At 47.1% G+C, this 24146-nt stretch carries 26 protein-coding genes; 5 read left to right on the top strand and 21 right to left on the bottom strand.

The window, feature by feature from the left end; genetic code table 11:
• Nucleotides 1-141: 141 nt before the first annotated feature.
• Both KNP62_RS00805 and KNP62_RS00800 read right to left on the bottom strand, forming a co-directional pair.
• Nucleotides 142-1785 carry a methyl-accepting chemotaxis protein gene (locus tag KNP62_RS00805; protein ID WP_214782247.1) on the bottom strand — a complete coding sequence of 548 codons (1644 nt, stop codon included), beginning with the start codon at nucleotides 1783-1785 and terminating at the stop codon, nucleotides 142-144.
• Complete coding sequence (locus KNP62_RS00800; protein ID WP_214782244.1) at nucleotides 1782-2753, bottom strand: BMP family lipoprotein; 972 nt, start codon at nucleotides 2751-2753, stop codon at nucleotides 1782-1784. The genes KNP62_RS00805 and KNP62_RS00800 overlap by 4 nt, the downstream gene beginning before the upstream one ends.
• 205 nt (nucleotides 2754-2958) lie before the next feature.
• Between KNP62_RS00800 and KNP62_RS00795 the strand changes: the two genes are divergently transcribed.
• On the top strand, nucleotides 2959-3228 hold the full coding sequence (locus KNP62_RS00795) for a hypothetical protein (RefSeq protein ID WP_214782241.1): 270 nt from the start codon (nucleotides 2959-2961) through the stop codon (nucleotides 3226-3228).
• 52 nt (nucleotides 3229-3280) lie between these two features.
• On the opposite strand, the gene KNP62_RS00790 is transcribed toward KNP62_RS00795, so the two are convergent.
• Genes KNP62_RS00790 through KNP62_RS00780 form a run of 3 tightly spaced genes read right to left on the bottom strand, consistent with a single transcriptional unit; the run spans nucleotide 3281 to nucleotide 5730 of the window.
• The gene (locus KNP62_RS00790) at nucleotides 3281-4801 is read right to left on the bottom strand and encodes a flotillin lipid rafts scaffold protein FloT (RefSeq protein WP_214693180.1); all 1521 of its coding nucleotides are present in this window, start codon (nucleotides 4799-4801) and stop codon (nucleotides 3281-3283) included.
• A 3-nt stretch (nucleotides 4802-4804) separates the two neighbouring features.
• The gene (locus tag KNP62_RS00785) at nucleotides 4805-5326 is read right to left on the bottom strand and encodes an NfeD family protein (protein WP_214749289.1); all 522 of its coding nucleotides are present in this window, start codon (nucleotides 5324-5326) and stop codon (nucleotides 4805-4807) included.
• The gene (locus KNP62_RS00780; RefSeq protein WP_251125544.1) at nucleotides 5326-5730 is read right to left on the bottom strand and encodes a hypothetical protein; all 405 of its coding nucleotides are present in this window, start codon (nucleotides 5728-5730) and stop codon (nucleotides 5326-5328) included. The genes KNP62_RS00785 and KNP62_RS00780 overlap by 1 nt, the downstream gene beginning before the upstream one ends.
• Before the next feature lie 113 nt (nucleotides 5731-5843).
• Between KNP62_RS00780 and rnhC the strand changes: the two genes are divergently transcribed.
• From rnhC to KNP62_RS00765, 3 genes are all read left to right on the top strand, one after another.
• On the top strand, nucleotides 5844-6758 hold the full coding sequence (rnhC, locus tag KNP62_RS00775; protein WP_214782238.1) for a ribonuclease HIII: 915 nt from the start codon (nucleotides 5844-5846) through the stop codon (nucleotides 6756-6758).
• A gap of 71 nt (nucleotides 6759-6829) precedes the next feature.
• Complete coding sequence (locus KNP62_RS00770; RefSeq protein ID WP_214693189.1) at nucleotides 6830-7642, top strand: alpha/beta fold hydrolase; 813 nt, start codon at nucleotides 6830-6832, stop codon at nucleotides 7640-7642.
• A 301-nt stretch (nucleotides 7643-7943) separates the two neighbouring features.
• The gene (locus KNP62_RS00765) at nucleotides 7944-8966 is read left to right on the top strand and encodes a PTS sugar transporter subunit IIC (RefSeq protein ID WP_214782235.1); all 1023 of its coding nucleotides are present in this window, start codon (nucleotides 7944-7946) and stop codon (nucleotides 8964-8966) included.
• 40 nt (nucleotides 8967-9006) lie between these two features.
• On the opposite strand, the gene pheT is transcribed toward KNP62_RS00765, so the two are convergent.
• From pheT to infC, 9 genes are all read right to left on the bottom strand, one after another.
• A complete protein-coding gene (gene pheT, locus KNP62_RS00760) occupies nucleotides 9007-11382 on the bottom strand; it encodes a phenylalanine--tRNA ligase subunit beta (protein WP_214782232.1) in 2376 nt (791 codons plus the stop codon).
• Between the two features lie 12 nt (nucleotides 11383-11394).
• Entirely contained in the window at nucleotides 11395-12417 is a 1023-nt protein-coding gene (gene pheS, locus KNP62_RS00755) for a phenylalanine--tRNA ligase subunit alpha (protein ID WP_214782229.1), read from the bottom strand.
• A 302-nt stretch (nucleotides 12418-12719) separates the two neighbouring features.
• Nucleotides 12720-13466, bottom strand: a complete 747-nt coding sequence (locus KNP62_RS00750) for a TrmH family RNA methyltransferase (protein ID WP_074033405.1) — start codon at nucleotides 13464-13466, stop codon at nucleotides 12720-12722.
• A gap of 1 nt (nucleotide 13467) precedes the next feature.
• Entirely contained in the window at nucleotides 13468-14547 is a 1080-nt protein-coding gene (locus KNP62_RS00745; RefSeq protein ID WP_214782226.1) for a M42 family metallopeptidase, read from the bottom strand.
• A 19-nt stretch (nucleotides 14548-14566) separates the two neighbouring features.
• Nucleotides 14567-15049, bottom strand: coding sequence for a dUTP diphosphatase (locus tag KNP62_RS00740; protein WP_074033407.1), 483 nt, complete (start codon nucleotides 15047-15049; stop codon nucleotides 14567-14569).
• A 24-nt stretch (nucleotides 15050-15073) separates the two neighbouring features.
• Nucleotides 15074-15328 carry a hypothetical protein gene (locus KNP62_RS00735; protein ID WP_214693206.1) on the bottom strand — a complete coding sequence of 85 codons (255 nt, stop codon included), beginning with the start codon at nucleotides 15326-15328 and terminating at the stop codon, nucleotides 15074-15076.
• A gap of 86 nt (nucleotides 15329-15414) precedes the next feature.
• Entirely contained in the window at nucleotides 15415-15774 is a 360-nt protein-coding gene (gene rplT, locus KNP62_RS00730) for a 50S ribosomal protein L20 (protein ID WP_012726696.1), read from the bottom strand.
• Between the two features lie 27 nt (nucleotides 15775-15801).
• Complete coding sequence (gene rpmI, locus KNP62_RS00725; RefSeq protein WP_012726697.1) at nucleotides 15802-15996, bottom strand: 50S ribosomal protein L35; 195 nt, start codon at nucleotides 15994-15996, stop codon at nucleotides 15802-15804.
• Between the two features lie 30 nt (nucleotides 15997-16026).
• Nucleotides 16027-16557 carry a translation initiation factor IF-3 gene (gene infC / locus KNP62_RS00720; RefSeq protein WP_074033409.1) on the bottom strand — a complete coding sequence of 177 codons (531 nt, stop codon included), beginning with the start codon at nucleotides 16555-16557 and terminating at the stop codon, nucleotides 16027-16029.
• Between the two features lie 341 nt (nucleotides 16558-16898).
• Between infC and KNP62_RS00715 the strand changes: the two genes are divergently transcribed.
• Nucleotides 16899-17108, top strand: coding sequence for a hypothetical protein (locus KNP62_RS00715; RefSeq protein ID WP_012726699.1), 210 nt, complete (start codon nucleotides 16899-16901; stop codon nucleotides 17106-17108).
• 81 nt (nucleotides 17109-17189) lie between these two features.
• On the opposite strand, the gene KNP62_RS00710 is transcribed toward KNP62_RS00715, so the two are convergent.
• From KNP62_RS00710 to KNP62_RS00680, 7 genes are all read right to left on the bottom strand, one after another.
• Nucleotides 17190-17603, bottom strand: coding sequence for a DUF2231 domain-containing protein (locus KNP62_RS00710; protein ID WP_214749313.1), 414 nt, complete (start codon nucleotides 17601-17603; stop codon nucleotides 17190-17192).
• Between the two features lie 98 nt (nucleotides 17604-17701).
• Nucleotides 17702-18574 carry a DUF1002 domain-containing protein gene (locus KNP62_RS00705; protein WP_214782223.1) on the bottom strand — a complete coding sequence of 291 codons (873 nt, stop codon included), beginning with the start codon at nucleotides 18572-18574 and terminating at the stop codon, nucleotides 17702-17704.
• A 104-nt stretch (nucleotides 18575-18678) separates the two neighbouring features.
• Entirely contained in the window at nucleotides 18679-20622 is a 1944-nt protein-coding gene (thrS, locus tag KNP62_RS00700; RefSeq protein WP_214782220.1) for a threonine--tRNA ligase, read from the bottom strand.
• 299 nt (nucleotides 20623-20921) lie between these two features.
• Nucleotides 20922-21836 (bottom strand): primosomal protein DnaI, encoded by a 915-nt coding sequence (gene dnaI / locus KNP62_RS00695; protein ID WP_074033411.1) that lies wholly within the window; start codon nucleotides 21834-21836, stop codon nucleotides 20922-20924.
• A gap of 4 nt (nucleotides 21837-21840) precedes the next feature.
• Nucleotides 21841-23193: a DnaD domain protein gene (locus KNP62_RS00690; protein ID WP_214693215.1), complete on the bottom strand. Its 1353-nt coding sequence runs from the start codon at nucleotides 23191-23193 to the stop codon at nucleotides 21841-21843.
• A gap of 40 nt (nucleotides 23194-23233) precedes the next feature.
• Complete coding sequence (nrdR, locus tag KNP62_RS00685; RefSeq protein ID WP_012726705.1) at nucleotides 23234-23701, bottom strand: transcriptional regulator NrdR; 468 nt, start codon at nucleotides 23699-23701, stop codon at nucleotides 23234-23236.
• Nucleotides 23702-23713: 12 nt separating this feature from the next.
• A complete protein-coding gene (locus tag KNP62_RS00680; RefSeq protein ID WP_214782217.1) occupies nucleotides 23714-24085 on the bottom strand; it encodes a hypothetical protein in 372 nt (123 codons plus the stop codon).
• Nucleotides 24086-24146 lie beyond the last annotated feature (61 nt).

The following is a 24146-nucleotide window of genomic DNA, read 5'->3' as shown; positions in this document are numbered from 1 at the left end:
CCTGCAACGTACTTGACCTTCATACAATCTGAAAGATAATCGCTCATTTTCTTGCGACAATAGAAGAAGGGGCCCAACATTCGAAACAGCAAAAAAACCGAAAACCAATGGGTGGTCTTCGGTCCTTCTGCATGAGGATCATTACTCTTCCTCGAAATGCTGAACTTGGTCAGCGAGTGCCGCAGCCTGTCCTTCTAGTTCTTGCATCAACGTAAAGATTTGATCAAAGCTTGCTTGTTGTTCTTTCATCGAGGCCGCCACTTCTTCATTTCCAGCTGCCAATTCTTCTGTCACGCCCGATACTTCCTCGACACGACGCAACACGTTGTTCACTTCACTACTAGATGTGCGCATCTCTTGCTCAATTGTACGGACGAACGAGGCGACATGGTCTGTACGTTCATGGATGCGGTTGAACGCTTCCTTCGTCAAACCGAATGCTTCAAACTGTGCTTCTTGTTCGCGTTTTGATTCGTTCACCGTTTCTGTCAATCGTACGACTTCTTGTTGAATCGTCTCCACGACATGGAAAATCGAGCGGGTTGCCTTATTGCTCTCTTCGGCCAACTTTTTAACCTCGCTCGCCACGACCGCGAATCCACGTCCTGCTTCACCGGCACGTGCCGCTTCAATCGCTGCGTTCAAGGCGAGTAAATTCGTCTGGGCCGCCACGTCTTCCACGAGCTTCGCCATCGATTCGATCTCCGCCGTCTGTCTAGCAAAATGATCCATCCTCGTGACAAGCACTTCATTTCGTTCGCTCGAGCGATCAAGGATGTGTTCCTGATCCGTCAACGTCTCAATCCCGGCCGCCACTTCTCGTGTCATCTCAGTCGTTTCTTCTGTCGTCTGTTTCGTTTGATTCAAGCTCGTCTCGAATGACGTCGCCATCGTATGGACCGAGCTGAGCGTCTCTTGCAATTCATTGGCGATGGACTGCGCACCATGCGCCATTTCATCCACTGCGTTCGTGATGTTTGACGTCGTGCTGACAACCGCTTCATTTTCAGCCGCTGCCGTTTCCGTCATCCCATTCACCTTCATCGATGTCACACGAATCGAACCGATAACCGTTTGCAGAGATGCTGTCATCTCGCGCATCGCGCGTTCAAGTCGTCCGATTTCGTCATTGCGATTCGATTCTGGCAATGTAACAAGACGTCCTGAAGCGATGGCTTCTGCGACTTTCACGTTGCGCTCGAGCGGACGTGTGATAGAACGCGCGAAGAAGAAGTTGTAAATGCCTAGCGCTAAGACAACGAGAATCGTTAACAAGATTGAGATGAATAATAGACGCTCTGTTTCATTTGCCGCCTCTACTTGAAGTGCCTCGTAGAACGAACCGTTCTTAGCAATCAGTGTGTTGATATCATTTAACAACCCTTCGAGCTTGGCAGCTTGTATCCGCGCTCCAATCCCACCTTCTAATGCAGACTCGACATCGTCGTTCACTTGTTCATACTTCGTCGTGGCACGTTCTAGATGATTCGAAAACTCTGGAATCAAGTAAGACTGTTTTAATTCATCAAACGTTTTCGCATTCGATACACGGATTCGCTCAAGTTGGACGAGTGTTGATTGATTCGATTGTTCGCCAAGCGACGTCCAGAGCGACTGTTCTTGTAAGAGTGACGTCTCAAGCTGAGACAATTCAATCATCTGACTCCCGTACTGTTCATTGTAAGTCTGCAGACGGTTCAAGGTCGACAAGACATAACTCATCATGAGAACGATCAAGACGACGGTGAACACCGTTGAGAAGATAAACCGTTTACGTAAACTCATTTTAGTGTCCCCTCTTTCAGTTGACGTTCGACCGATTCATACTGAGTTGTCTCATTCTCATCCCATTGAATGCGACGAAGTGGCGCTAAGCCGACGCCTCCTTCTTCAATACCAAGGATGACATGATCGTTGAACGGCTGTGTCGTCACACGACCTGCGATTTCAACGATCGCCAAATCGACTTGTTTCAACATCGAAGTCACGACCGCATCAGGTGCAATCATCGATTGATCGCTATCGACTCCGATTGCCTTAATCCCATACTTTTCAGCAGTCTCCAATACCCCGACTCCCGTTAGGCCAGCTGCCGCATAGAGAACGTCTGCGCCCTCTTTGATTTGTTTCTCAGCTAGTTCGCGTCCAAGCTCGGGTGAGGCAAAGTCGTTCGAGAAATCAACGAGCATCTCGACATCCTCGTTTACGGATTTTGCTCCACGCTCAAATCCTGCCTCGAATTTCTGAATGAGTTCAATATCCATCCCACCGATAAAACCGATTTTATCCGTCTCTGTCTCAAGACCAGCTACCGCACCCGCGAGCGCACTGCCTTCTCCTTCTTCAAACGTGACATTTAAAACGTTCGGTAACGCTGACACGCCATCAATGAGGGCAAATTGTTGATTCGGATGTTCTGCCGCCACCGTCTCAAGATCTTCCTGACACGCAAAACCGAGACCGACAATCACATCATGTCCCTCTTTGACCAACTCTTCAAACCCTGCCTGATATGTTTCTGTCTCGGATAACTCACGATAGTCGACGAACCATTCGCCCGTCTCACGTAACTCCCCCATGCCACGCATCGCCGCATCACTGAACGATTGGTCCCCGAGACCAACATCCGATAGGACGACGCCCATCGTCTGACGTTCTTCAACAGCGGCAGTCGGGTCATCGATGACCGACTGACAACCGGACAACCACAGTGAAAAAGCTGTGATTGTACTGATGATTATGCTTTTCTTCATGTATTCCATACTCCCTCTCTCTATTGGTCTGACAACTCTTTTATCGACAGAGAAGACACGATTCTCCATCGTTATTTTTAAAAGTTGTGGGAATAAAATATCGGGATATCTGAGAATGTCAGATGTTTCAAAAGGGAATTTTTTCTAATTGTTGAATACACATATGAATGACTTTGATGACAAATCCGAAAGGAAGATAAAGGAAATGATAGAAAAGATCATTCGACATAGTTGGAACGTCATATCTGGATTATTTGTTCTCTTGTTGTCACTTTGGTTGAGTGGTCCTGGTATAGCAGAGACAGACACCCCACAATATCGTTGGTATTTCATGCTTTGGTTTGTACTATGGACGGTCGGTTTGATCTTACAGTTCAGACCACGAACGAAATGGTTCGGTCTATTCATCACGTTCGTGCCGACATTGTATTATTTTATTGCCGTCCTAAAAGCATTTGAAGTCATTTCATACTAGTCAATCATGTACAAAAATCAGAGCCATAGACGATGTCTATGGCTCGTGTCAATTATTCTTTTGATGCAGCGACCGTCGTATCCGCTAACTCTCGCTCCGGTGCAGGTGCCTTCGCGACATTCCCTTTACCGGCAAAGTTCTCGAGCAAGTCTTTCATATCGATACCCGAAGAGGCTTTCAACGTTTGTTGCAATGAAGCCATAAGGTCCGTTGCATATCCCGTCACTTTCCCTGCTCCACCGTTTTGACCACCGCCTGTGTCGACGACCGTAATTTGATCGATGTTGCCAAGTGGTGCCGCAATTTCCTTCGCATAATCCGGAAGCATTTTGACGACCATATCGAGAATCGCTGCCTGCCCATATTGAGCGAACGCCTCGGCGATTTTCTCTTTCGCTTCCGCTTCCGCGAGACCCGTCAAGCGAATGATTTCAGCTTCCGCTTCACCTTTCGCGCGTTCAGAATCGGCTTCAGCAAGACCAGCCAAACGAACTCGTTCCGCATCCGCTTTCGCTTGTGCTTCGATGCGATATTTCTCGGCATCTGCGCTTGCGATTTGACGTGCTTTATCCGCAGCGGCCGATTGTTCGATTGAGTAACGGTCCGCATCGGCTTTTTTCTTCACTTCTGAATCATACTGTTTCTCACGACGCATGATTTCTTTCTCTTCGAGCTCGATTTGCTTTTGACGCTCGATGATTTGAACTTGCATTTGTTGTTCTGTAACTTCTTGTTTCGCACGTGCTTCCTCGAGCTCGTACGCTTGGTCGGCCCGGGCTTTGGCAACGTCTTGCTCGCGACGGTATGCCGCAATCCGGAGCTGATTCTCTTTCTCTGCTTCTGCGATTTCTGATGCTCGTTCTAACTCTGCTTTTTTCGCATCTTTCATCGCTTCCGCCTGTTTGATGCGCGTTTCTTTATCCGCTTCCGCTGTGGCGATATCGGCATCACGCTTCACTTGCGCGATACGAGGTTTACCGAGTGATTCTAAATAACCATTTTTATCTCGAACATCTTTGATTGTGAAGGAGACGATGACAAGTCCCATCTTCGCTAAGTCTTGAGAGGCGACGCGTTGGACTTCTTGAGAAAACTTGTCTCGGTTTTTGTAAATTTCTTCTACCGTCATCGAACCAAGAATAGATCGCAAATGACCCTCTAATACTTCTTTCGCCTCGTTTTCTCGTTCAACTTTCGGTTTTCCGAGGAACTGTTCTGCGGCTGTCGCAATTTCACTGATTGACCCGCCGATTTTAATGATGGCCGTTCCGTCCGCCATGACCGGTACACCTTGTTCGGTATACACTTCAGGCGTTGTGACCTCTAGCTTGCTAGAGAGTAAACTGAGTGGTTCTGCTTGTTGGAACACTGGGAGGACGAACGTTCCTCCACCACGAATGATTTTGACACGGTTACCCGAGGTGTCGCTATGTACATTTTTCTTGCCTAAATAACTACCTGTTACAATCAACGCTTCGTCAGGTCCGACCGTACGGTATTTCAAAACGAATACAAACACGAGTGCGAGGATGATGACCCCGACGATGATGCTGACTAAAATAGCCGTATTCATAAGTTATTTCTCCTCTCGAATCGTAGGTTCGTCATATGTCATGACGATGGCGATATTACTTTTCACTTCAATAATAATGACGCGATGGTCCGTGGAAATCGATGTCCCATCTAAACTTTGAGCTGTCTTCAAAAGGGACCCGGTCACTGTCTCAATCATAACTTCACCGTATCCGCCTTCTGGGATCGGTACTGTCAACCGTCCGATTTGTCCTACCAACGCTTCATCTGTCAATCCGATTGACTCTTCAGCATTGGATAATGGTAACAACACGAACAAATAGAGAAGTGTTGTCAGAGCGAGCGACCCGACCAATGCGACAGCAAGTCCAATCACCGGTGACACGTGCGCCAATGCGTTTAAAATGAGTCCGATTCCAGCACCGAGTGCTAAAAACGATAAAATAACTGCAGGGTTAAACCAGCCTTCAAACATGTCAAAAGCATCAGAGAACATCATATAGATGAAGGTTCCAAAACCAGCGATGATCAACACCCACCAGTACAGTTGATCGATTGCCTCCATTACCACCCCTCCTGTCGACGTTGCTGTTCCATAAATAACATACGTCGAAGTTGTTCGACTTCAAGGGCGAGCTGATCCTCAATCTTATCCCATTCGGATAGGGACGACGTGGATAGATCGTTCGCTTCCCGAACTCGACCAATCGATTGTTCAATGCGCCGTCGATTATATACATCGACGAGTTCTTGACGTTCGAGTCGCATCCGGTTTAAAAAATATTCAACTTCTTTTTGAACCTGAACCACTTGATCCGTCACGTCCTCAGAAGAATCTTGCATCAGCAGCCGACGCACTCTCACTTGATGAGCCACTAATTTGGCAATTCTCGCTTCGAGTTCGAGAATGTGCTTGTACAATTCCTCTACCTCATCTTGATTCGTGTCATCGCGCCACCACACGTCCATCTCACCTCACTTTACTCTAATCACTTTCATATACGATAAAACCTCATCATCGGTTTCAAAAAATCATAAAAAAATGTAAAATGAATTTGCCAGACAGAAAGGAAGTGCTCATTTTGGGCAACCAAGTCATCAAGCTATCAACTGCTAATCAAGAAAAACTAAAAACCATGTATCACAAGTATGCAGTCACCCCGCCTCCTTACGCGACTTTCAGTGCAAAAACACCTGGATTTGTCGTCACGATTTATCAATCGGGTAAAGTGATGTTCCAAGGTAAAGATGCAGATTCCGAGGCAGTGAAATGGGGAACCCCTGCCAAGAAAAAACAAGCGTCTCCACCGAAGACGACATTACCTGAAGGCTTTTCGAATTGGTCTGTCGTCGGGAGCGATGAAGTCGGAAAAGGGGATTATTTCGGACCACTCGTCGTCGTTTCCGCTTTTGTATCACGCGACCAGATCGCACTCGTCAAAGAGCTCGGTGTCAAAGACTCAAAACAGCTATCTGATCCTGAAATCATCCGAATCGCTAGAGATTTACACGCAACCATTCCATATCAAAAGGCGACACTACACAACCCGACGTATAATAAGATGCAACGCACGATGACACAAGGCAAAATGACCGCCATCGCACATAACGCTGCACTTCATGCCTTGCTTGAAAAACTGGAACAGAAACCTGACGCCATCCTGATCGATCAGTTTGCCGAAAAGTCGGTCTACTATCAACATCTACGGGCAGAGCGCGATGTCGTCCGTGATGACGTCTACTTTTCAACAAAAGCGGAAGGACTACATGTCGCAGTCGCCGCCGCTTCCATCTTAGCCCGTGCCTTTTTCTTAAAAGAGATGGACAAACTAAGTAAACAAGCAGGATTGACCCTTCCGAAAGGGGCAGGGGCAAAAGTCGACCAAGTGGCCGCTCAGATCATCCGACGTCATGGACAGGAATATTTACAAAAGATTGCTAAAGTCCACTTTGCCAACACAAAAAAAGCAATAAACTTAAACGAACGTCGTCTGTAGAGGTTCGATTTCAAATATGATATACTCATTTTATGGTTAAATGAACTTAAAATTTTTGGAGGATAGCGTTCATGTTGCATTATAAAACCTATACAATCAGCGATGACCATCCTTGGGTCGTCTTCATTCACGGAGCCGGTGGAAGTTTGTCGCATTGGTATCGTCAACTTCGCCCATTCCGTAAGAAATATAATGTGTTGCTCGTCGATTTACGTGGACACGGCGGTTCATACGATGCCGAACAATCGCTCAAACAACCGTTGAACGCCTATACGTTCGATGTCGTCGCAAAAGACGTCATCGAGGTCATGGATCACTTAGGTATCGAAAAAGGTCATATGGTCGGACTTTCTTTAGGTACGATTGTGATTCAGGCGATGTTTGAACATTATCCGGACCGGATTGCGTCGGTCGTCCTTGGAGGTGCCATCGTCAAGTTCAACGTTCGTTCGACACTGCTCATTCGACTCGGTAGCCTCGTTCAAAATTTCGTACCCTATATGTGGTTATACAAATTGTTCGCTTGGATTTTACTGCCGAAAAAACGGCATAAAAAATCACGGATGATGTTTGTTCGTGACGCTGCGAATTTGTGTCAACGCGAATTTATTCGCTGGTTTAAGATGACTGAGAACATCAATCCATTATTAAATCAAATCACTTCGATTCAAACGAACGTCCCGATTTTATATATCATGGGCGATGAAGATTATATGTTCCTCGAAGCTGTGGAACGGACCGCAAAACACCAACCGACTGCCAATGTCGAAATCGTTGCAGACTCTGGTCACGTCGTGAATGTGGACCAACCCGAGCAATTCAATTCGTTGTCGATGAAATTCATCGATGATCAAATTCAAGCACGCTCTCTACAAATGAGCTGATTCAGGATGCCACCATACATCCTGAATTTTTTTCAGTTTATTTTCAGAAAATATTGATTATTACAAAAATAGGTGGTATTCTTTAGCAAATCCAACAAAGAGGAGATGCTTGAGATGTTCAAACCCGTACATATGAACAGCCTGCTGATTATTATTCGACTGAGGGACTGAAATCGTTTTGTTTTTGAAAAACGACTTTTCAGGCCCTTGTTCCCGTGGTAATCGGACAGGCGCCTGCACACGTAACTCGCGCCTATCCTAATTGGATAGGTTTTTTTATTGGCACATAGACAAAGAGGAGATGATGGAAGTGAAGCAGTATATGATGGATCGAATGGTAAAAATTTCAGCAGGGATGGCAAACGCCGTACTCGTCACGCTCGGTGTTGGTCTATTGATTGAGACGATCGGTAATTTGACCGGGATCGCGATGCTCGTTCAAATTGGGCAAGTTGCGAAATCTTTGTTGGCACCAGCACTAGGAGCCGGCGTTGCCTTTCAACTCGGTGGGAACACGCTCATCTTGTTTAGCGCCATGATTGCCGCAACGATTGGCGGTGCTGCTTTAAAAGCGACCGAAAGTGGACTCGTCCTCGTTCCAGGTCAACCGATTAGTGCATTGATTGCAGCTGCAGCATCAGTATGGCTCGGTAAACGCGTTCTCGGAAAAACAAAGTTCGACATGATGGTCGTACCCGTAACAGCCGTTCTCGGAGGTGGAATCGTCGGTGTTGCCGCAGCGGCAGTCACGACTCCTCTCATCAACTCCATCAGCCAAGGAATCACAGCGTCCGTTGAAACGTCACCAATCGCGACATCTCTCGTCATCGCCCTTGTCTTCAGTGTCATGCTCATGTCACCTGCTTCATCGGCCGCACTCGCCATCGCTCTTCAATTAGACCCTGTCGCCAGTGCTGCCGCATTGATTGGTTGTTCTGCTCAGTTTGTCGGATTTACATTGATGGCGTATCGTCAAACGGATCCAGGTGGTTTGGTCGCTTCCTTCTTTGTCACGCCGAAAGTTCAGTTCCCGAACATCATCAAAAATCCGCGAATCGTCGTTCCACCATTCATTGCAGCGATGATCTCAGCACCGATTGCCACGTTAATGTTCTCATTACAAGTGCCGTATGAAATCGCCGGTCTCGGACTCAACTCTCTCATTGCCCCGCTTCAAATTTTAGCAGTACAAGGAATGGACGCGTTTCTCATCTTCACGATGACGGGTGTTGTTCTTCCCGCACTCATTACCTGGGCACTTTATCGTGTCACGAGCCTCGTCGGTTGGACGAAGTTCGGTGACCTTGCCCTTGAAATTCAATGAAATAAGGAGCGCTGTCCAAATCGGACAACGCTCCTTATTTTTACGCTCGTACTTCAGCGCCGTGTGCTGCACGGACCGCTTCGACGATTGTTTCATATGCTGCTGTTACTTCATCATCTTGTAACGTTCGTGACGGGTCTTGGAACTTGAGTGAGAAGGCAATCGACTTCACTTCTGGTCCAACATTCTCCCCTGTATATACGTCAAACAAGACGAGGTCGATCAAGAGTGGACCTGCCGCTTCACGGATTGTTTGCTCCACTGTGCCAGCCGGAATCGAACGTGGCAAGACGAGTGCCAAATCTCGTGAAATCGATGGATAACGTGGCACGTCTTGATATAGAAGCATCTCTTCCCCATTAAGTGCCAATAGGTCGAGTTCAAACACATACACTTCTTTCATCCCGTAGACTTCTTTTGACGTTCCTGGATGCACTTGTCCAACATAACCGATGACGTCACCGTTCATCAAAATGTTCGCCGTGCGACCTGGATGCATATCCGGCATCGATACCGCTTCATACGTGACGTCAAGACGAAGTGTTTGAACCAACGTGTCGACAATCCCTTTCGCAACAAAGTAGTCGACCGGAATCCGAGTGCCTTGTGAACGATGATCCATCCAAAGACCTGTGACAACTCCCGCCACCCGTTCTTTTTCACGTGGTAACGTATCACCTTGCTCTGTATAGACACGCCCTGTTTCGTAGAGTGCGACGTTTGATTGTTGACGCGCCGTGTTATAACGTGCCGCCTCTAACAACCCAGGGATGAGTGATGTACGAAGTACAGAGCGCTCTTCACTCATCGGCATAGCTAGACGGACGAGTTGATCGGCTTGACCACCAAAACGTGTCGCATGTGCCTCACTCGTTAATGAATAGGTGATCGCTTGTGATAATCCGACACCTTGTAACATGCGGCGTGTCTTTCTGCGCAACACGTTGATTGCTGGTAAATAGCCTTTCGACTGAGATGCAGGTAACGTCGACGGGAGGCTGTCATATCCGTATAGACGCGCAACTTCTTCCGTGATGTCAGCTGGCAGCTCTAAGTCCGGACGACGAGAAGGGATATGGACACTCAATACATCATCGCCTTCTGTAGCTAGACCGAGACGTTCTAGAATACGTTCAATCGTTTGACGATCGAGTGTCATCCCTAAACGTTTATTGATGTAATCGATCGAGACTTCGATTTGACGAGCGCGTGACTCCTTTTCACCAGAAACAGTCGCTTCCCGAATCTCGCCTCCACCGAGCTCCACAATCAATTGAGCGGCACGGTCGAGCGCAAGCATGACACGTTCCGGGTCCACACCTTTTTCAAAACGAGCGCTTGAGTCAGAACGAAGACCGAGCGTACGGCTCGTCTTACGAACTGAAGCCGGATCAAAGTATGCTGACTCCAAGACGATATCTGTCGTAGAGGCGTCCACTTCAGTGTTCGCACCACCCATGACACCTGCGATTGCGACCGGTGTCTGACCATCTGTGATGACCATCATCGAAGCGTCGAGCGTACGTGTCACATCATCCAGTGTAACCATCTCTTCCCCATTCTCAGCCTGGCGGACCACAATCGATTGACCGAGTTTTTTCGCATCGAATGCGTGGAGCGGTTGACCAATCTCAAGCATCACGTAGTTCGTCACATCAACAATGTTATTGATTGGGCGAACGCCCTCTGCAATCAAGATGTTTTTAAGCCATTGTGGAGATTCTGCGATTGTGACTCCTCGTACTTCACGCGCCGCATAGTACGGGCAGTTCGGTGTAGCGAGTTCAATCGACACTTCAGACGCAGAAGAGGACGTGACATCTGCTTCTGGTAACGTGTACGGACGTTCTAGAATGGCCGCCACTTCATGAATGATTCCATAAAGGCTCAAACAGTCCGAACGGTTCGGCGTCAGGCCAAGCTCGATGACCTCATCATTTAAGTCGAGTAAGTCGAGTACGTCCGCTCCAACTTGGACATCTTCACGGAATGTGTGAATTCCGTCTTGCTCATCTTCTCGAATTTGCTTCTTCTCGAATCCGAGTTCCTCGAGCGAACAGATCATTCCTTGAGATTCGACACCGCGAAGTTTCGCCTTTTTAATTTTTAATCCCGGTAAACGTGCGCCAACTTTCGCCACGATGACGTGTTGACCTTCGCGTACGTTCGGTGCGCCACAGACGATTTGAACGGGATCACATTCGCCGATGTCTACTTTTGTCACGTTCAATTTATCCGCCTCTGGATGCTTCTCACATGAAAGCACACGACCGACGACAATCCCGGAAAGTCCTTCTGCACGGTTTGTGACACTTTCCACTTCAATCCCGTTTTTTGTGATCAAGTCGCCAAGTGTTTCTCCGCTCAAATCTGACACATCAATATATTGATTCAACCATTTTTTTGATAGTAACATCTGTCTTCCTCCTTAGAATTGCTCGATGAAGCGTAAGTCGTTTGTGTAGAAGTGGCGGATGTCATCGACACCGTGTTTGAGCATCGCCATACGCTCAACACCGATTCCGAATGCGAATCCTGACACTTTTGACGAGTCATAGCCTGCCATCTCTAACACATGTGGATGTACCATCCCGCCTCCGAGAATTTCAATCCAGCCGGTTCCCTTACAGACGTTACAACCTTTTCCTCCACACTTGAAGCATGAAATATCAACTTCAACTGACGGTTCCGTGAATGGGAAGAAGCTTGGGCGAAGACGAATTTCACGTGCCTCACCGAATAATTGCTTCACGAACACTTCAAGCGTCCCTTTTAAGTCTGCCATCGAAATCGACTCATCGACGACTAACCCTTCGATTTGCATGAATTGATGCGAGTGCGTCGCGTCATCTTCATCACGACGATATACTTTTCCTGGGCAAATGATGCGAATCGGTTTCCCGTTCGCCTCTAACATCGTCCGTGCTTGTACAGGTGACGTATGTGTACGGAGCAACGTTTCCTCGGTAACATAGAACGAGTCTTGCATATCACGTGCTGGATGGTCTTTTGGCAAGTTGAGCATCTCAAAGTTGTACAAGTCCGTTTCGACTTCAGGACCTTCTGCAATCGTGTAACCAAGTCCGACGAATAAATCTTCCATCTCGTCGATGATCTGTTGCAAGAGATGACTGTGCCCTGGGGCCGATGTACGTCCCGGGAGCGTCACGTCAAGCGTTTCCGCTTTTAACTTCTCTTCTAGCTCGATTGCCTTCACTTCTTCGATTCGAGCGTCGAGCGTCGTTTGAATCGACGTACGGACCGTGTTCGCCAATTCACCAATGACTGGACGTTCCTCTGCGGATAACTTACCCATCCCACGAAGTACCTCGGTCATCGGACCTTTTTTCCCTAAATATTTGATGCGGACGTCATTTAATGATTTTTGTGTGGATGCTTCTTTGATTTCTTCAAGTGCTTCCATTTGTAACTGTTCTAATTGCTCTTTCATGTGTTCACTTCCTCCTCTACATAAAAAAGTCCCTTCAGTCGTTGACTGAAGGGACGAATCATCGCGGTACCACCCTACTTGGCCAATAGTTGGCCCACTTGAGAGCATCGTTATCGAGATGCCAAACCGGTGTTGTCTCCAACACGACTCCAGAGTGAATTCAGCGACGATTCCGGCTTAGGCTCTCAGTCACGGCCCATGCTCCCTGAACGGAATCGGTCATTCGCTTACTATGTTCTTTCAACGTCATATCATATTCATCGATGTGTTTAACCTATCACGTTTTTCACGTGCTGACAAGATTATTGTAAAGCGATCCGATACATTAAAATACCAGCAGCGACCGCCGCATTGAGCGATTCTGCCTCACCGAGTACTGGAATATGGACACGTGTGTCGCACAGTGCCAACACATCGGCATGTACACCTTGTGCTTCATTTCCGATGACCAAAGCTACTTTGTCTTCAAATGCCACCTGCTCATACGATGTCGCTTTCGAAAGGGCTGTTCCATACACATGGAAACCATCTTCTTTCAGTTCAGGTAGTTTTTCAAGCAAGTCAACCGAAGTCACGTTCACGTGAAACAGGGAACCTTGAGTCGCACGAACGACTTTGGCATTGAACGGATCGACCGTCCCTTTCCCGAGGAGCACCGTATCAAATCCGGCTGCATCTGCCGTCCGAATCATCGTACCTAGGTTACCTGGGTCCTGTACCCGGTCTAACACGAGAACTTTCTTCATCTTACGCTCTACCGGTGTCATCTTCACGACAGCAAACACACCTTGTGTCTTTTCTGTCTCAGATAACAGGTCAGCGACATGATCAGATAACTCGAGCACCGGCATGTCCTCGATGCGCCACGTCTTTTTCGGTACGTACGACTCTGCCATGATGAGTTGTACGAGACGACCTGCTCGGATTGCCTCATCCACCAAATGCTCTCCCTCTACAAGGAATTGCCCGGTTTCTTGGCGTCCTTTTTTCGTCATCAATCGTTTTAATCGTTTAATCGTCTCGCTCTTCGTAGACGTTATCTTCGTCATATTATCCCTCTTTCAACCATTGGACCGTCTCGTGGTCTAAGCGTTTCGTTAATGCGACAACGAGTTCAATCGCTGCTTCGTAGTCGTCTTTATGGATGATTGACACGTTCGTGTGTAAATAACGAACAGGTACTGTCAACGCGATCGCCGGCATTCCAATCCCAGACAAATGGAAACGTCCTGCGTCTGTTCCGCCACCTGGTGTCAAATCAAGCTGATATTTGATGTCATTTTCTTTTGCTACCTCAACAATGAGGTCGACGAGACGTGGATTCGTCACGGTTGTTGCATCAAAGAAGATGACTTGAACGCCATCGCCGAGTTTTGACAACCCTTCTGCCGGTGTCATTCCTGGCGTATCACTTGGAATTCCTGTATCGACAGCAATCGCCACATCCGGTTGGACCAAGTTAGCCGCTGTAACCGCTCCACGCAATCCAACTTCTTCTTGTACCGTCGCACCTGTATAGATGACACCTGGGAATGCTTCTTCTTTCAGGCGTTTTGCAGCTTCAATGGCAATGGCACAACCGATTCGGTTATCCCAAGCTTTCGCCATCAAGAAGTTCTCATTTTTCATGACCGTGAATTCACAATGCGGGACGACCGTATCACCCGGACGAATTCCCCATTCGGCGACTTCGTCTTTTGATGTCGCTCCGATATCTAAGAACATGTCTTTGATTTCAACTGGTTTTTTACGTGCTTCAAGTGGAAGGACATGTGGTGGTTTCGCACCAATCACTCCCGGGATTTTTTCACCAGAACGCGTCACCACATCCATCCGTTGTGCCAATAGGACTTGGTTCCACCATCCACCAAGCGCTTGGAAACGTAGGAAACCACCTTCTTCCACACGCGTGACCATAAAGCCGACTTCATCCATGTGGCCTGCAATCATGACACGAGGACCTTCTGATTTTCCAGTCACTCGACCAAATAAACTTCCGAGACCGTCTTGTTCAAATGATTCGACATGTGGTTCAAGGTATTCACGCATTAATTGACGGACTTCCCCTTCATTTCCCGGGACGCCAGTTGCGTCTGTCAGACGTTTTAACATATGTAACGATTCATTCATACCAATCCGCTCCTTTTCCTTAATAGCCTAATTGTTGTCGCTCATGGTTCACTTCATTTTTGTTCATATACGCCATAAAAATGAGTTGTTCATTGAACCCAAGCGTATAGCCAAGTTCAAGATACGCTGCCATCAGCGTCTCGTACATCGCTTCTGTTTTCGAAAGACCAAAGTTCGTCACTTTTCGATAAATATCTAAAAAAGCATCAGTCGCATCAAGATATGAGCTCCCCGCAGGAAACGCGTCTCGTTCATATCCAAGTGCAAGGCCGAGTGACAGTAAGAAATGAATGCCGTCTACATATTCTTCTAAGATCACATCTTGAGGCGACGGTCCTTTCTTCGACCAAAACTTAAAGCTACGTGTTTCGTTAGCCAGTTCACCGAGTTCGACAAGCAGCGCCAGTAACCGTTCATCGAATTGATTGCCGGATAATCCATGTTGTGCTTTGATCCGCTCGTCTAATTCGCGCTGCCGATCAAACAATGTTGTCCAGTTCACCGGATGTTCCTCCTCTATCTCCACTTATAGCAGTACTAAAATCATTAAAGACCAGCCTACCGCTAAAATCAATACTTGTAATTGGAGCAGTTTTGGGGCATGAACGGTCTTTTTACGTGTCAAATGGAGACCGAACAAGGCACCGATGGCTCCTCCCGCATAGGCGTATAGCACATTGAAATCACCTTGGCCATGCGTATAACGTTTTGCCTGGATATAGGTGTATACGTTCAAGACGATCAGCGCAAGGGCAACGATGGCGACAACTGATTGATTCATACGTCCTCCTCCTTCTCTTAATTCTAAGAAATTCTGAAGAAAAAAGAAAGCGCCGAGAGAGTGTCTCGGCGCTGTCGATTGAACGATTACGCGTTCAATTTTGATTTAGCTGTTTCAGCGAGTGACGCGAATGCCTGTGCATCTGTCACAGCAAGCTCAGCAAGCATCTTACGGTTGATGTCGATTCCTGCAAGCTTGAGGCCGTGCATCATACGGCTGTATGAGAGACCGTTTGTACGTGCTGCCGCATTGATACGTGTGATCCAAAGACGACGGAAATCACGTTTCTTCTGACGACGGTCACGGTAAGCGTACATGAGTGACTTCATGACCTGTTGTTTTGCTACTTTAAATAGAATGTGTTTCGAACCAAAGTATCCTTTGGCAAGTTTAATTTGCTTTTTACGACGTTGACGAGTCGTATAACCGCCTTTTACGCGTGGCATATGGATTCCCTCCTAATTGTTTCTGTATTACTTCGCGATCATGTTGCGAATGCGTTTGAAGTCTCCAGCTGATACGATAGCGCCTTTACGGAGCTTACGTTTCGCTTTAGTCGATTTGTTTGCGAACAAGTGACTTGTGTAAGCGTGTGAACGCTTGAGTTTACCTGATGCTGTACGTTTGAAACGTTTTGAAGCACCGCGGTGCGATTTCATTTTCGGCATGAGTATTTCCTCCCCACTGAGAATCGATGATTAATCTTCTTTGTTCGGAGCCAGCACTAAGAACATGCTGCGTCCTTCCATCTTCGGCTTTTGTTCAACTGTTGCCAAATCGGCACATTCCGCTGCCATTTTGTCCAAAACACGTTTCCCGATTTCCGAGTGTGTGATGGCACGTCCGCGGAAACGAATCGAAGCCTTCACCTTGTTTCCTTTTTCAAGGAACTTGCGTGCGTTACGCAATTTTGTTTGGAAATCGTTGTCCTCGATTGTTGGACTGAGACGTACTTCTTTCATTTGGATGACTTTTTGGTTTTTACGCGCTTCTTTCTCCTTCTTCTGGAGTTCGAAACGGTACTTCCCATAATCCATAATTTTAGCGACCGGTGGATTCGCTTTGTCCGCGACTAAGACTAAGTCTAGTTCCGCTTCTTCAGCTAAACGTAACGCATCGTTACGCGATTTCACACCGAGTTGTGCGCCGTCTGCGCCAATGAGACGTACTTCACGGGCACGAATGTTTTCGTTGATAAAGAGCTCTTTGCTAATGGTTAGCACCTCCATCGTGCGATTGCACGAGATTTAGATTGACAAGACAACATGGCAATAAAAAAAGCGTCGGCAGTTTCCCACCCACACATCAGTTGAGGTCATAAAACGGCAGACGATGCCGATTGAACCAAGAACTTGATGGACCTGCCTGATGACTCTCAGACGAGGTGAAAAGCGGGTGCTTCTGCTTTGTTGTTTTTAATCACTATGTCATCTTAGCACTAGCAGGAAAAGATGTCAAGATATCGCGCATGAATAATTGGTAGCTCACACTTTTATGATGATACCAGTCATTCTCTCGTTTCGCAATACCTTTTCAAAGGGAATAATGAATTATCAAAGGAGGGATTTACATGAACTGGCGAAAAGACGTCTCGCGCGAACATGACTATCACGACCAGGTTCAGCAGATCGTCAGTAAAACGATGCAGGCGCATGGCTTAGAAGATGAAAAGTTGCAGGCAGTATTAACGGACTTATTAGAAGAGATGAATCGTATCACATTAAAGATTGTCGATGATCACGAGTCGGCTCAAAACTATATTCATAAACGATGGTACTAAATAGTGAGGAATTCTGTCTTTCTTATGTACCATGTAAAAACGTCCAGTTCCACATCAATGGAATTGGACGTTTATTCATGTTTACTGTGCGTAAACCATCTGTCCCCCGAGGTGCCCGGCGTATGCAAGAAGTCCCGCTCCCACGAGCGCAATCACAAAACTAAGTGTGATCCATAGCTTCCCTTTCGCACGATATCCAATGGCAAGCAAGACAACAGTGATGCCAAACGCGATCAAGCTGTACAAGGCAAAATGTTCATGGTTTTCAATCATCGCCTCTGTGACCGAAGGAAGGTTTGCTTCCGCATACTCCTCGGCACTGTCACCCGATAGAAATGCCACTCCGCCCGATATTAATCCAGCAACGAGCGTGACGAGTGCAAACAGTCGAAAACTTGTCCATTTGAAGCTAATCAAAATCAAAAGCGTCCCAAACAGTAGAAGACCAATCGGAGCGTGCACGAGCAATGGATGTAGCGGAACACCACCGAGCATAACGATTCCTCCCTAAGATTAAGATAATGGATGAAAGTTATTTACTTCGTGAGACGATTTTTTTACCCTGTTTTCCTTCTTTTCACAATGACACACAATTAATTCGTGAGCGACTTGAAGAAGTTACTGATTGCTTCAAACAATCTTGCGAAAAATCCTTGGACTTCCTCTTGTTCAAGGAAAGCCTGTACGTCTTGTCCTGCATCTTTTAATCCGTTACTGATCGCAGACCAATCCAGATTTGCTTGTTGCATGTTTTCAAATAGTGTCGTCAATTGGTCGAGTTGTCCTTCAGACAGCTGGACGTTGTTTTGATTCAACACTTGAATGACGATATCGCGAATCTCAATATTCGTCTCCGGCATTTGATTCGCGATTTCCGCTTTAATTTCATTCATGAGATCGGCTACATCCTCTTGACCGATCGTCTTTCCGATTTCAGACGTCACTGCCAACTCTTCCTGTGCAAGTTCTTTTCGTTCATCCGAAAGTTCAATCCCGGTTTCGGCCGCCGTTTGGTCATACGCTTTCATAATCCCTGTCAAAGCAGACGTACCCGTCACGTTGATTGGTGACGTGATATAGATGTCCGCATCCGTCACACCTGCTGTGACCAATGCGTTCGCATACATATCTTTCGTGACCCATGTCACATTTTCAGTTTGAATATCAAGACCTGTCCCGTCCGTCAATTTGATTCGTGCGGACGAATACATACCTCCCCCACGTTGCGCCTGTGGGACAGAATCTCCTAAATATTTTTCTTCATCCGCTGCCGTCGTGATAATCGGTTCGATTCCTTCTGGCGCGTCCATCCGTTCAAGTACCCATTTTTGTTGTTCTGAAGAGAGCGATTCCCCGAGCGTCACAATCGTGTCATTGACGATTGCCTCTGCCCCGACTTTCGGAAGTGCTCCTGTAAATGCGACTGCTCCAATAGTAAGTGCCAATACTGGCTTCATATAATTCATGAATCATCACTCCTTATTGTTTACGATACGTGCAGACGACAAAATACACATCCGTCTTTAGACCGAAAAAAGCCACCTTTCTAGATGGAAAGGTGGCTCCTTGCTTAGCGTGAACGGTTCGCGATCTCTTCTGTGAGTGATGCGATGAATTCGTCAAGTGATGCTGATACTTGTTCTTGTTGACCGTAACGGCGAATGTTGACCGCACGCTCATCACGTTCCTTGTCCCCAAGTACGAGCGTCATTGGAATCTTCTTCATTTGCGCTTCACGAATCTTATAGCCGAGTTTCTCGTCACGAAGGTCCGTTTCGACGCGAACCCCACGCTTGACGAGTTCCGCTTTGACTTCAGCGACATACTCATCATGGACATGTGATACCGGAATCAATTTCACTTGTACCGGTGCGAGCCATGTTGGGAATGCGCCTTTGTATTCTTCGATCAAATACGCAACAAATCGTTCCATCGTCGAAACGACACCACGGTGCAAGACGATTGGACGATGATCTTTCCCGTCTGGTCCTGTGTACGTCAAATCGAAACGTTCTGGGAGTAAGAAGTCAAGTTGAACAGTCGAGAGCGTCTCTTCTTTCCCGAGCGCCGTGCGTACTTGCACGTCGAGTTTCGGTCCGTAGAATGCCGCTTCTCCTTCTGCTTCAAAGTATGGAAGTTCGAGCTCGTCCATCGTTTCTTTCAACTGGCTCTGTGCCATTTCCCAAATTGCATCATTATCGAAGTACTTCTCTTTATCGGCAGGATCGCGATACGAGAGACGGAAACGATAATCTTTGATGCCAAAGTCAGCATACACTTCTTGAATCAAGTGAACGATGTCTTTGAACTCTTGTTTCATCTGTTCAGGTGTCACGAACGTATGCCCGTCGTTCAAGACCATGTAGCGGACACGTTGAAGTCCTGTGAGCGCGCCTGACATCTCGTAGCGGTGCATCCCACCAAGCTCAGCGATTCGGAGTGGAAGCTCACGGTATGAGCGTGGCTCATGTTTGTAGATTGTCATATGGTGCGGACAGTTCATCGGACGAAGGACGAGTTCCTCATTGTCCATCTCCATTTTCGGGAACATGTCATCTTGATAGTGGTCCCAGTGTCCAGATGTCTTATACAAGTCGACCGACCCAAGCACCGGTGTATATACGTGTTGATATCCGAGTTCGAGCTCTTTATCGACGATGTATCGTTCGACCGTACGACGAATCGATGCACCTTTAGGCAGCCACATCGGAAGTCCTTGACCAACTTCTTGTGAGACGAAGAAGAGGTCGAGTTCTTTTCCGAGTTTACGATGATCGCGTTCTTTCGCTTCTTCAAGAAGTCGCAAGTGCTCGGCGAGTTGTTCTTTCGTCGCCCAAGCCGTCCCGTAAATACGCTGTAACATCTTGTTGTCAGAGTCACCACGCCAGTATGCTCCAGCCACGCTCATCAATTTAAAGATTTTCAACTTCGAAGTCGATGGAACGTGCGGTCCGCGGCAAAGGTCGAAGAATTCCCCTTGATGATAGATTGTAAGTGTCTGATCGGCAGGAATGTCTTCAATCAACTCGATTTTGAGCGGGTCTCCCAGCTCTTTATAACGGGCGAGCGCTTCGTCACGTGAAACGACTTCACGAGTGATTTCTAAGTTTTCATCGACGATACGTTTCATCATTTTCTCAATCTCAGGAAGGTCTTCCTCATTGATTCGGCGGTCCATTTCGATGTCGTAATAGAATCCGTTCTCGATTGTTGGTCCAATCCCGAGATAGATGTTATTTTCTTCTCCATATAGACGCTTGATTGCCTGTGCCATCAAGTGCGCTGACGAGTGACGCATCAGATCGAGTCCGTCCTCTGAATCTGGCATGACGAGCTCGATTTTGCCGTCCTGTTCAATCGGACGACGGTAGTCGATAAGTTCTCCGTCTAGTTTTGCTGCGATTGCTTTTTTGCGAAGTCCCGGGCTGATTGAGCCTGCGACGTCTTCTGCCGTGACGCCGGCATCAAATTCTTTTACCGCGCCATCTGGAAATGTCAATTGAATCATGTACATCTGTCCCCTCTCAAAAAATGAATATAAAAAAAGCCCATCCCTCAAAAAGGGACGAGCTTTGATTCTCGTGGTACCACCCTCGTTCCCAAGCATCACGCTTGGCTCGAACACACGATAACGAGTGTGAATCGCCGCACGATTGACCCGTACGGTGCTCTGAGGGAGTAAATGCATCGTCGTCGTTAGGAAGCTTCCACCGCCCTTCCCTCGCTAAAACTCGTCTCGATGATTCATATCCTCTTCTATGCATCACTTATATGGTTATTAGTATAGTCAACTCATCCGAGAAAAACAATCCTTTACCGACGGCGATTTTCACCCTTCAGTTCGATTTGTGTCGTCGTCGTTGAAATTCGTTGCATGAGACGCTGCGCTTTCATTTTATTTTGCGCGGACCCATCGATTGAAAAGTGAGTCTCGAGCTCTTCTCCGCTAAAGTTCGAACTATATAGCGTCGGCAATCGATGCATCATCCGATATTGGAGAATGATGCCGAACAGTTCGTCGCGCACCCACGGGCTGATTGCCTCAGCACCAATGTCATCAATCAACAAGACAGGCACATGTTGAAACGACGTCAAAAATGAATCAAACGATTCGGTGCGAATTTTGCGTTTTGCCTCCGATACGAATCCAGGGGCATGAACTAAAATCGTCTCGATATCCGCCACTTTCAATTCATTGGCAATGGCGGCGAGCAAATACGTTTTCCCGACACCGAAACTCCCGTGTAAATAGAGTCCGTTTACTTTTTGTTTGGACTTCATCCCCGTTACGAAACGCATCGCTTCCCGAAGTGCGATCTTGCGTGCATCGTCCGCCCAATCAAATGACTCAAAGCTCGCCTCACGGACTTCTTCCGGTAAGAACAAGCTCTTAAACTTACGGTCCATCTCTTTTTGGCGTCTAGCTTGTCGATGAGCGACCGTCTCTTCATAGCGAATGGCGATCTGCCCAAGATCGACATAGAGCACCGGTTGATGACCCGGGATGACGGCTTGTTCTTCGATGAACGTCTTCCCATCCATCTGCTCGGCATACTCACTCAGCTTTGTGAACCCAATTTCAATCGCTTTCTCTTCTAACTCAGGATGAGCGTTCAAAAAGGCGATTACTCCCGGATGATTGAGCGTTCGTCTGCGAATCGACTCATACGCTTCGCGGACTTCTTTTCGATTCATCAACTGCGATAACGACTGGTTGATTCGTTCCATCCCCTCACCCCTTCTCTTTCAATTCATTTAATAGTTTTACAAGTTCCGCATCATCTGGAACGGAAGATTCCAATTCTTTCTTCCTCGCTTGATCATACGATCGCTGTTGTTTCGCTTCATCTTCGAGCCATTTCGGCATCTCGCCTTGTTGGGGTTTCCGACGTGAACCGACAGTCGTCCGCTGTACATTTTCACGTTTTTGTTGCTTCTTCTCAATGAGCGCATCTTGTGACGCTTCTTGCTCTAACGCCTCTTTCGCGTTCGTATAACCAGCCGTCTTCCAACTCGTCGCGATGCGAAGGACATAATTCTCGTTCAGACGAGTCTGTTTCTTCACTTCAATACAATAATAGAAGAGTGCGTTGATCACGCCCGGTGCGAGACCGAGTGTATCGACGAGTTCGATGACCAACTGTTCGTCACTTTTCGACAGCTGAGGCGTCTTCCGAAGTGTCGATACGTACTGATGGGGGTGGGCTGCTTCCATTACCGCTGGATCATGTAAATCTCCTAGTTTGGTCTCTTCGAGCTCCACCGTCTTCTCTTTTCGATGCCGCGTTTGCTTTTTCTTCAACTGAAGTACCATCTGACGACATCCGTCTCGCTTCTCCTGCTCACTGAGCGGAAGATAGGCTTCGTGAACAAAATATTCTTTCAACATCTCCGCCATCGTCTCTTCGTCGAGTTGAGACACATAGGCCAATTTTGTGATGGTTTCGTCTAATTTTTTTGTGAAAAACCCGACTGGGAAATTCGTCAGTTTCTTCACAATGTCCATATCGAACGAATAGTTGATTTCAATCTTCGCACGATCTGGTTTTTCGTAGTTCTTTTGCGTGAACGCTCGATGATTGACACCTTTGACATCAAACACTTCATTAAAGTCTTTCGTCACCTCGACGATTCCCGCTGGCAAAGGGTCAATTGTGAAACGCCCCTGAAGTTGTTTAAAGCGCACTTCCCCTACTTTATAGAAGAGAAAGCTCGATAACAGTCCATCGTTTAAAAACGTATGCGGCGCGAGCGGCACACGCAACTGATAGACGTATTGCGTCAACCGAGCATCTTTCGTTTTGTACGTCCGTACTAATCCGATTGCTTCGAGGCGAAATAGATTATCCGTCAATTCATTGATGGAGTACTCCAACATCTCACACAAGGCACTATGAGACATATAGTTCGATTTCATTTTGCCTGGTTTCAATTCACTCCACAGCGTCTGATACAGCGCGAGCGCTTTGACACCGATGACAGGCTGATATAAGTGGTAAAGGGACTGATACGATTCGCGGTCAACAAGACCTGTACTCATAATGAGCAGTTCGTCCGTCCCAAAGATTGTACGTTCTTTCTCCATAGCTCTCTCCCCTGAAAAAGGGCGACCAGCAGGCCGCCCTTTAGTTGGTCGAATTTTCTTGCTTCATTAAATCTTCAAGTTCTTTAAAGAACACAGTGATATCTTTGAATTGGCGATAAACCGATGCAAAGCGGACGTATGCGACTTCATCGACACGTGCGAGTTCATTCATCACCAACTCACCAACCTGCTCACTCGGTATTTCCGATTGTGCGAGGGCGCGAAGTTGTTGTTCGACTTTTGTCACGACCCCTTCAAGCTGTTCAAGCGTGACTGGTCGTTTTTCACACGCGCGAATGATTCCACGAAGCACTTTTTCGCGGCTAAACTCTTCACGGTTTCCATCTTTCTTCACAATGATGAGAGGTGTCTGTTCCACCGTCTCAAACGTTGTGAACCGATACCCACATTTTTCACATTCACGACGACGTCGAATCGAATAATGGTCTTGCACCGGTCGGGAATCGAGCACTCTCGTTCCATTATGATCACATTTCGGACAACGCATGCTCAAGCCTCCTTATCGTTCGACAGATTTATTTCCGATAGCACGAAGCGGGAATTGTTGTGTGAGCGCCTCGTAATAGTGAGTAATGATTTGTCCAAGGTCTGCCCCGAGTCGCTGTTCGCGGTTCAGTGTAAAATCGACCGCTGTACGACCACCATCCACTTGCACGATCGTAATGAGTCCGTCCCATCCTTCACCAATGAATGAGAGTTCGCCACGATTCGAGTCGATTCGACGGACCGTCTGACCATTTGACTGAATCTGACTTTCTAACCATTGTAAGATTGCATTCGGAGATGCCGCATAGTAACGTGTCCGAAGCGATTCATTTTTATGTGTATCTTTCGTTTCAATATGTGTTTGTAACTTATCTAACAGTCCCATAATCCACCTCAACGCCTGAGTTATATACGTTAAGCATATCAAAATTAAGGCAACAACAAAA

Origin of the sequence: Exiguobacterium sp. s183 (assembly GCF_018617655.1) — a bacterium.
Taxonomy (GTDB): domain Bacteria; phylum Bacillota; class Bacilli; order Exiguobacteriales; family Exiguobacteriaceae; genus Exiguobacterium; species Exiguobacterium aestuarii_A.
The sequence above is the reverse complement of the archived record's forward strand: the minus strand, read 5'-3'. Positions and strand labels throughout refer to the sequence as shown.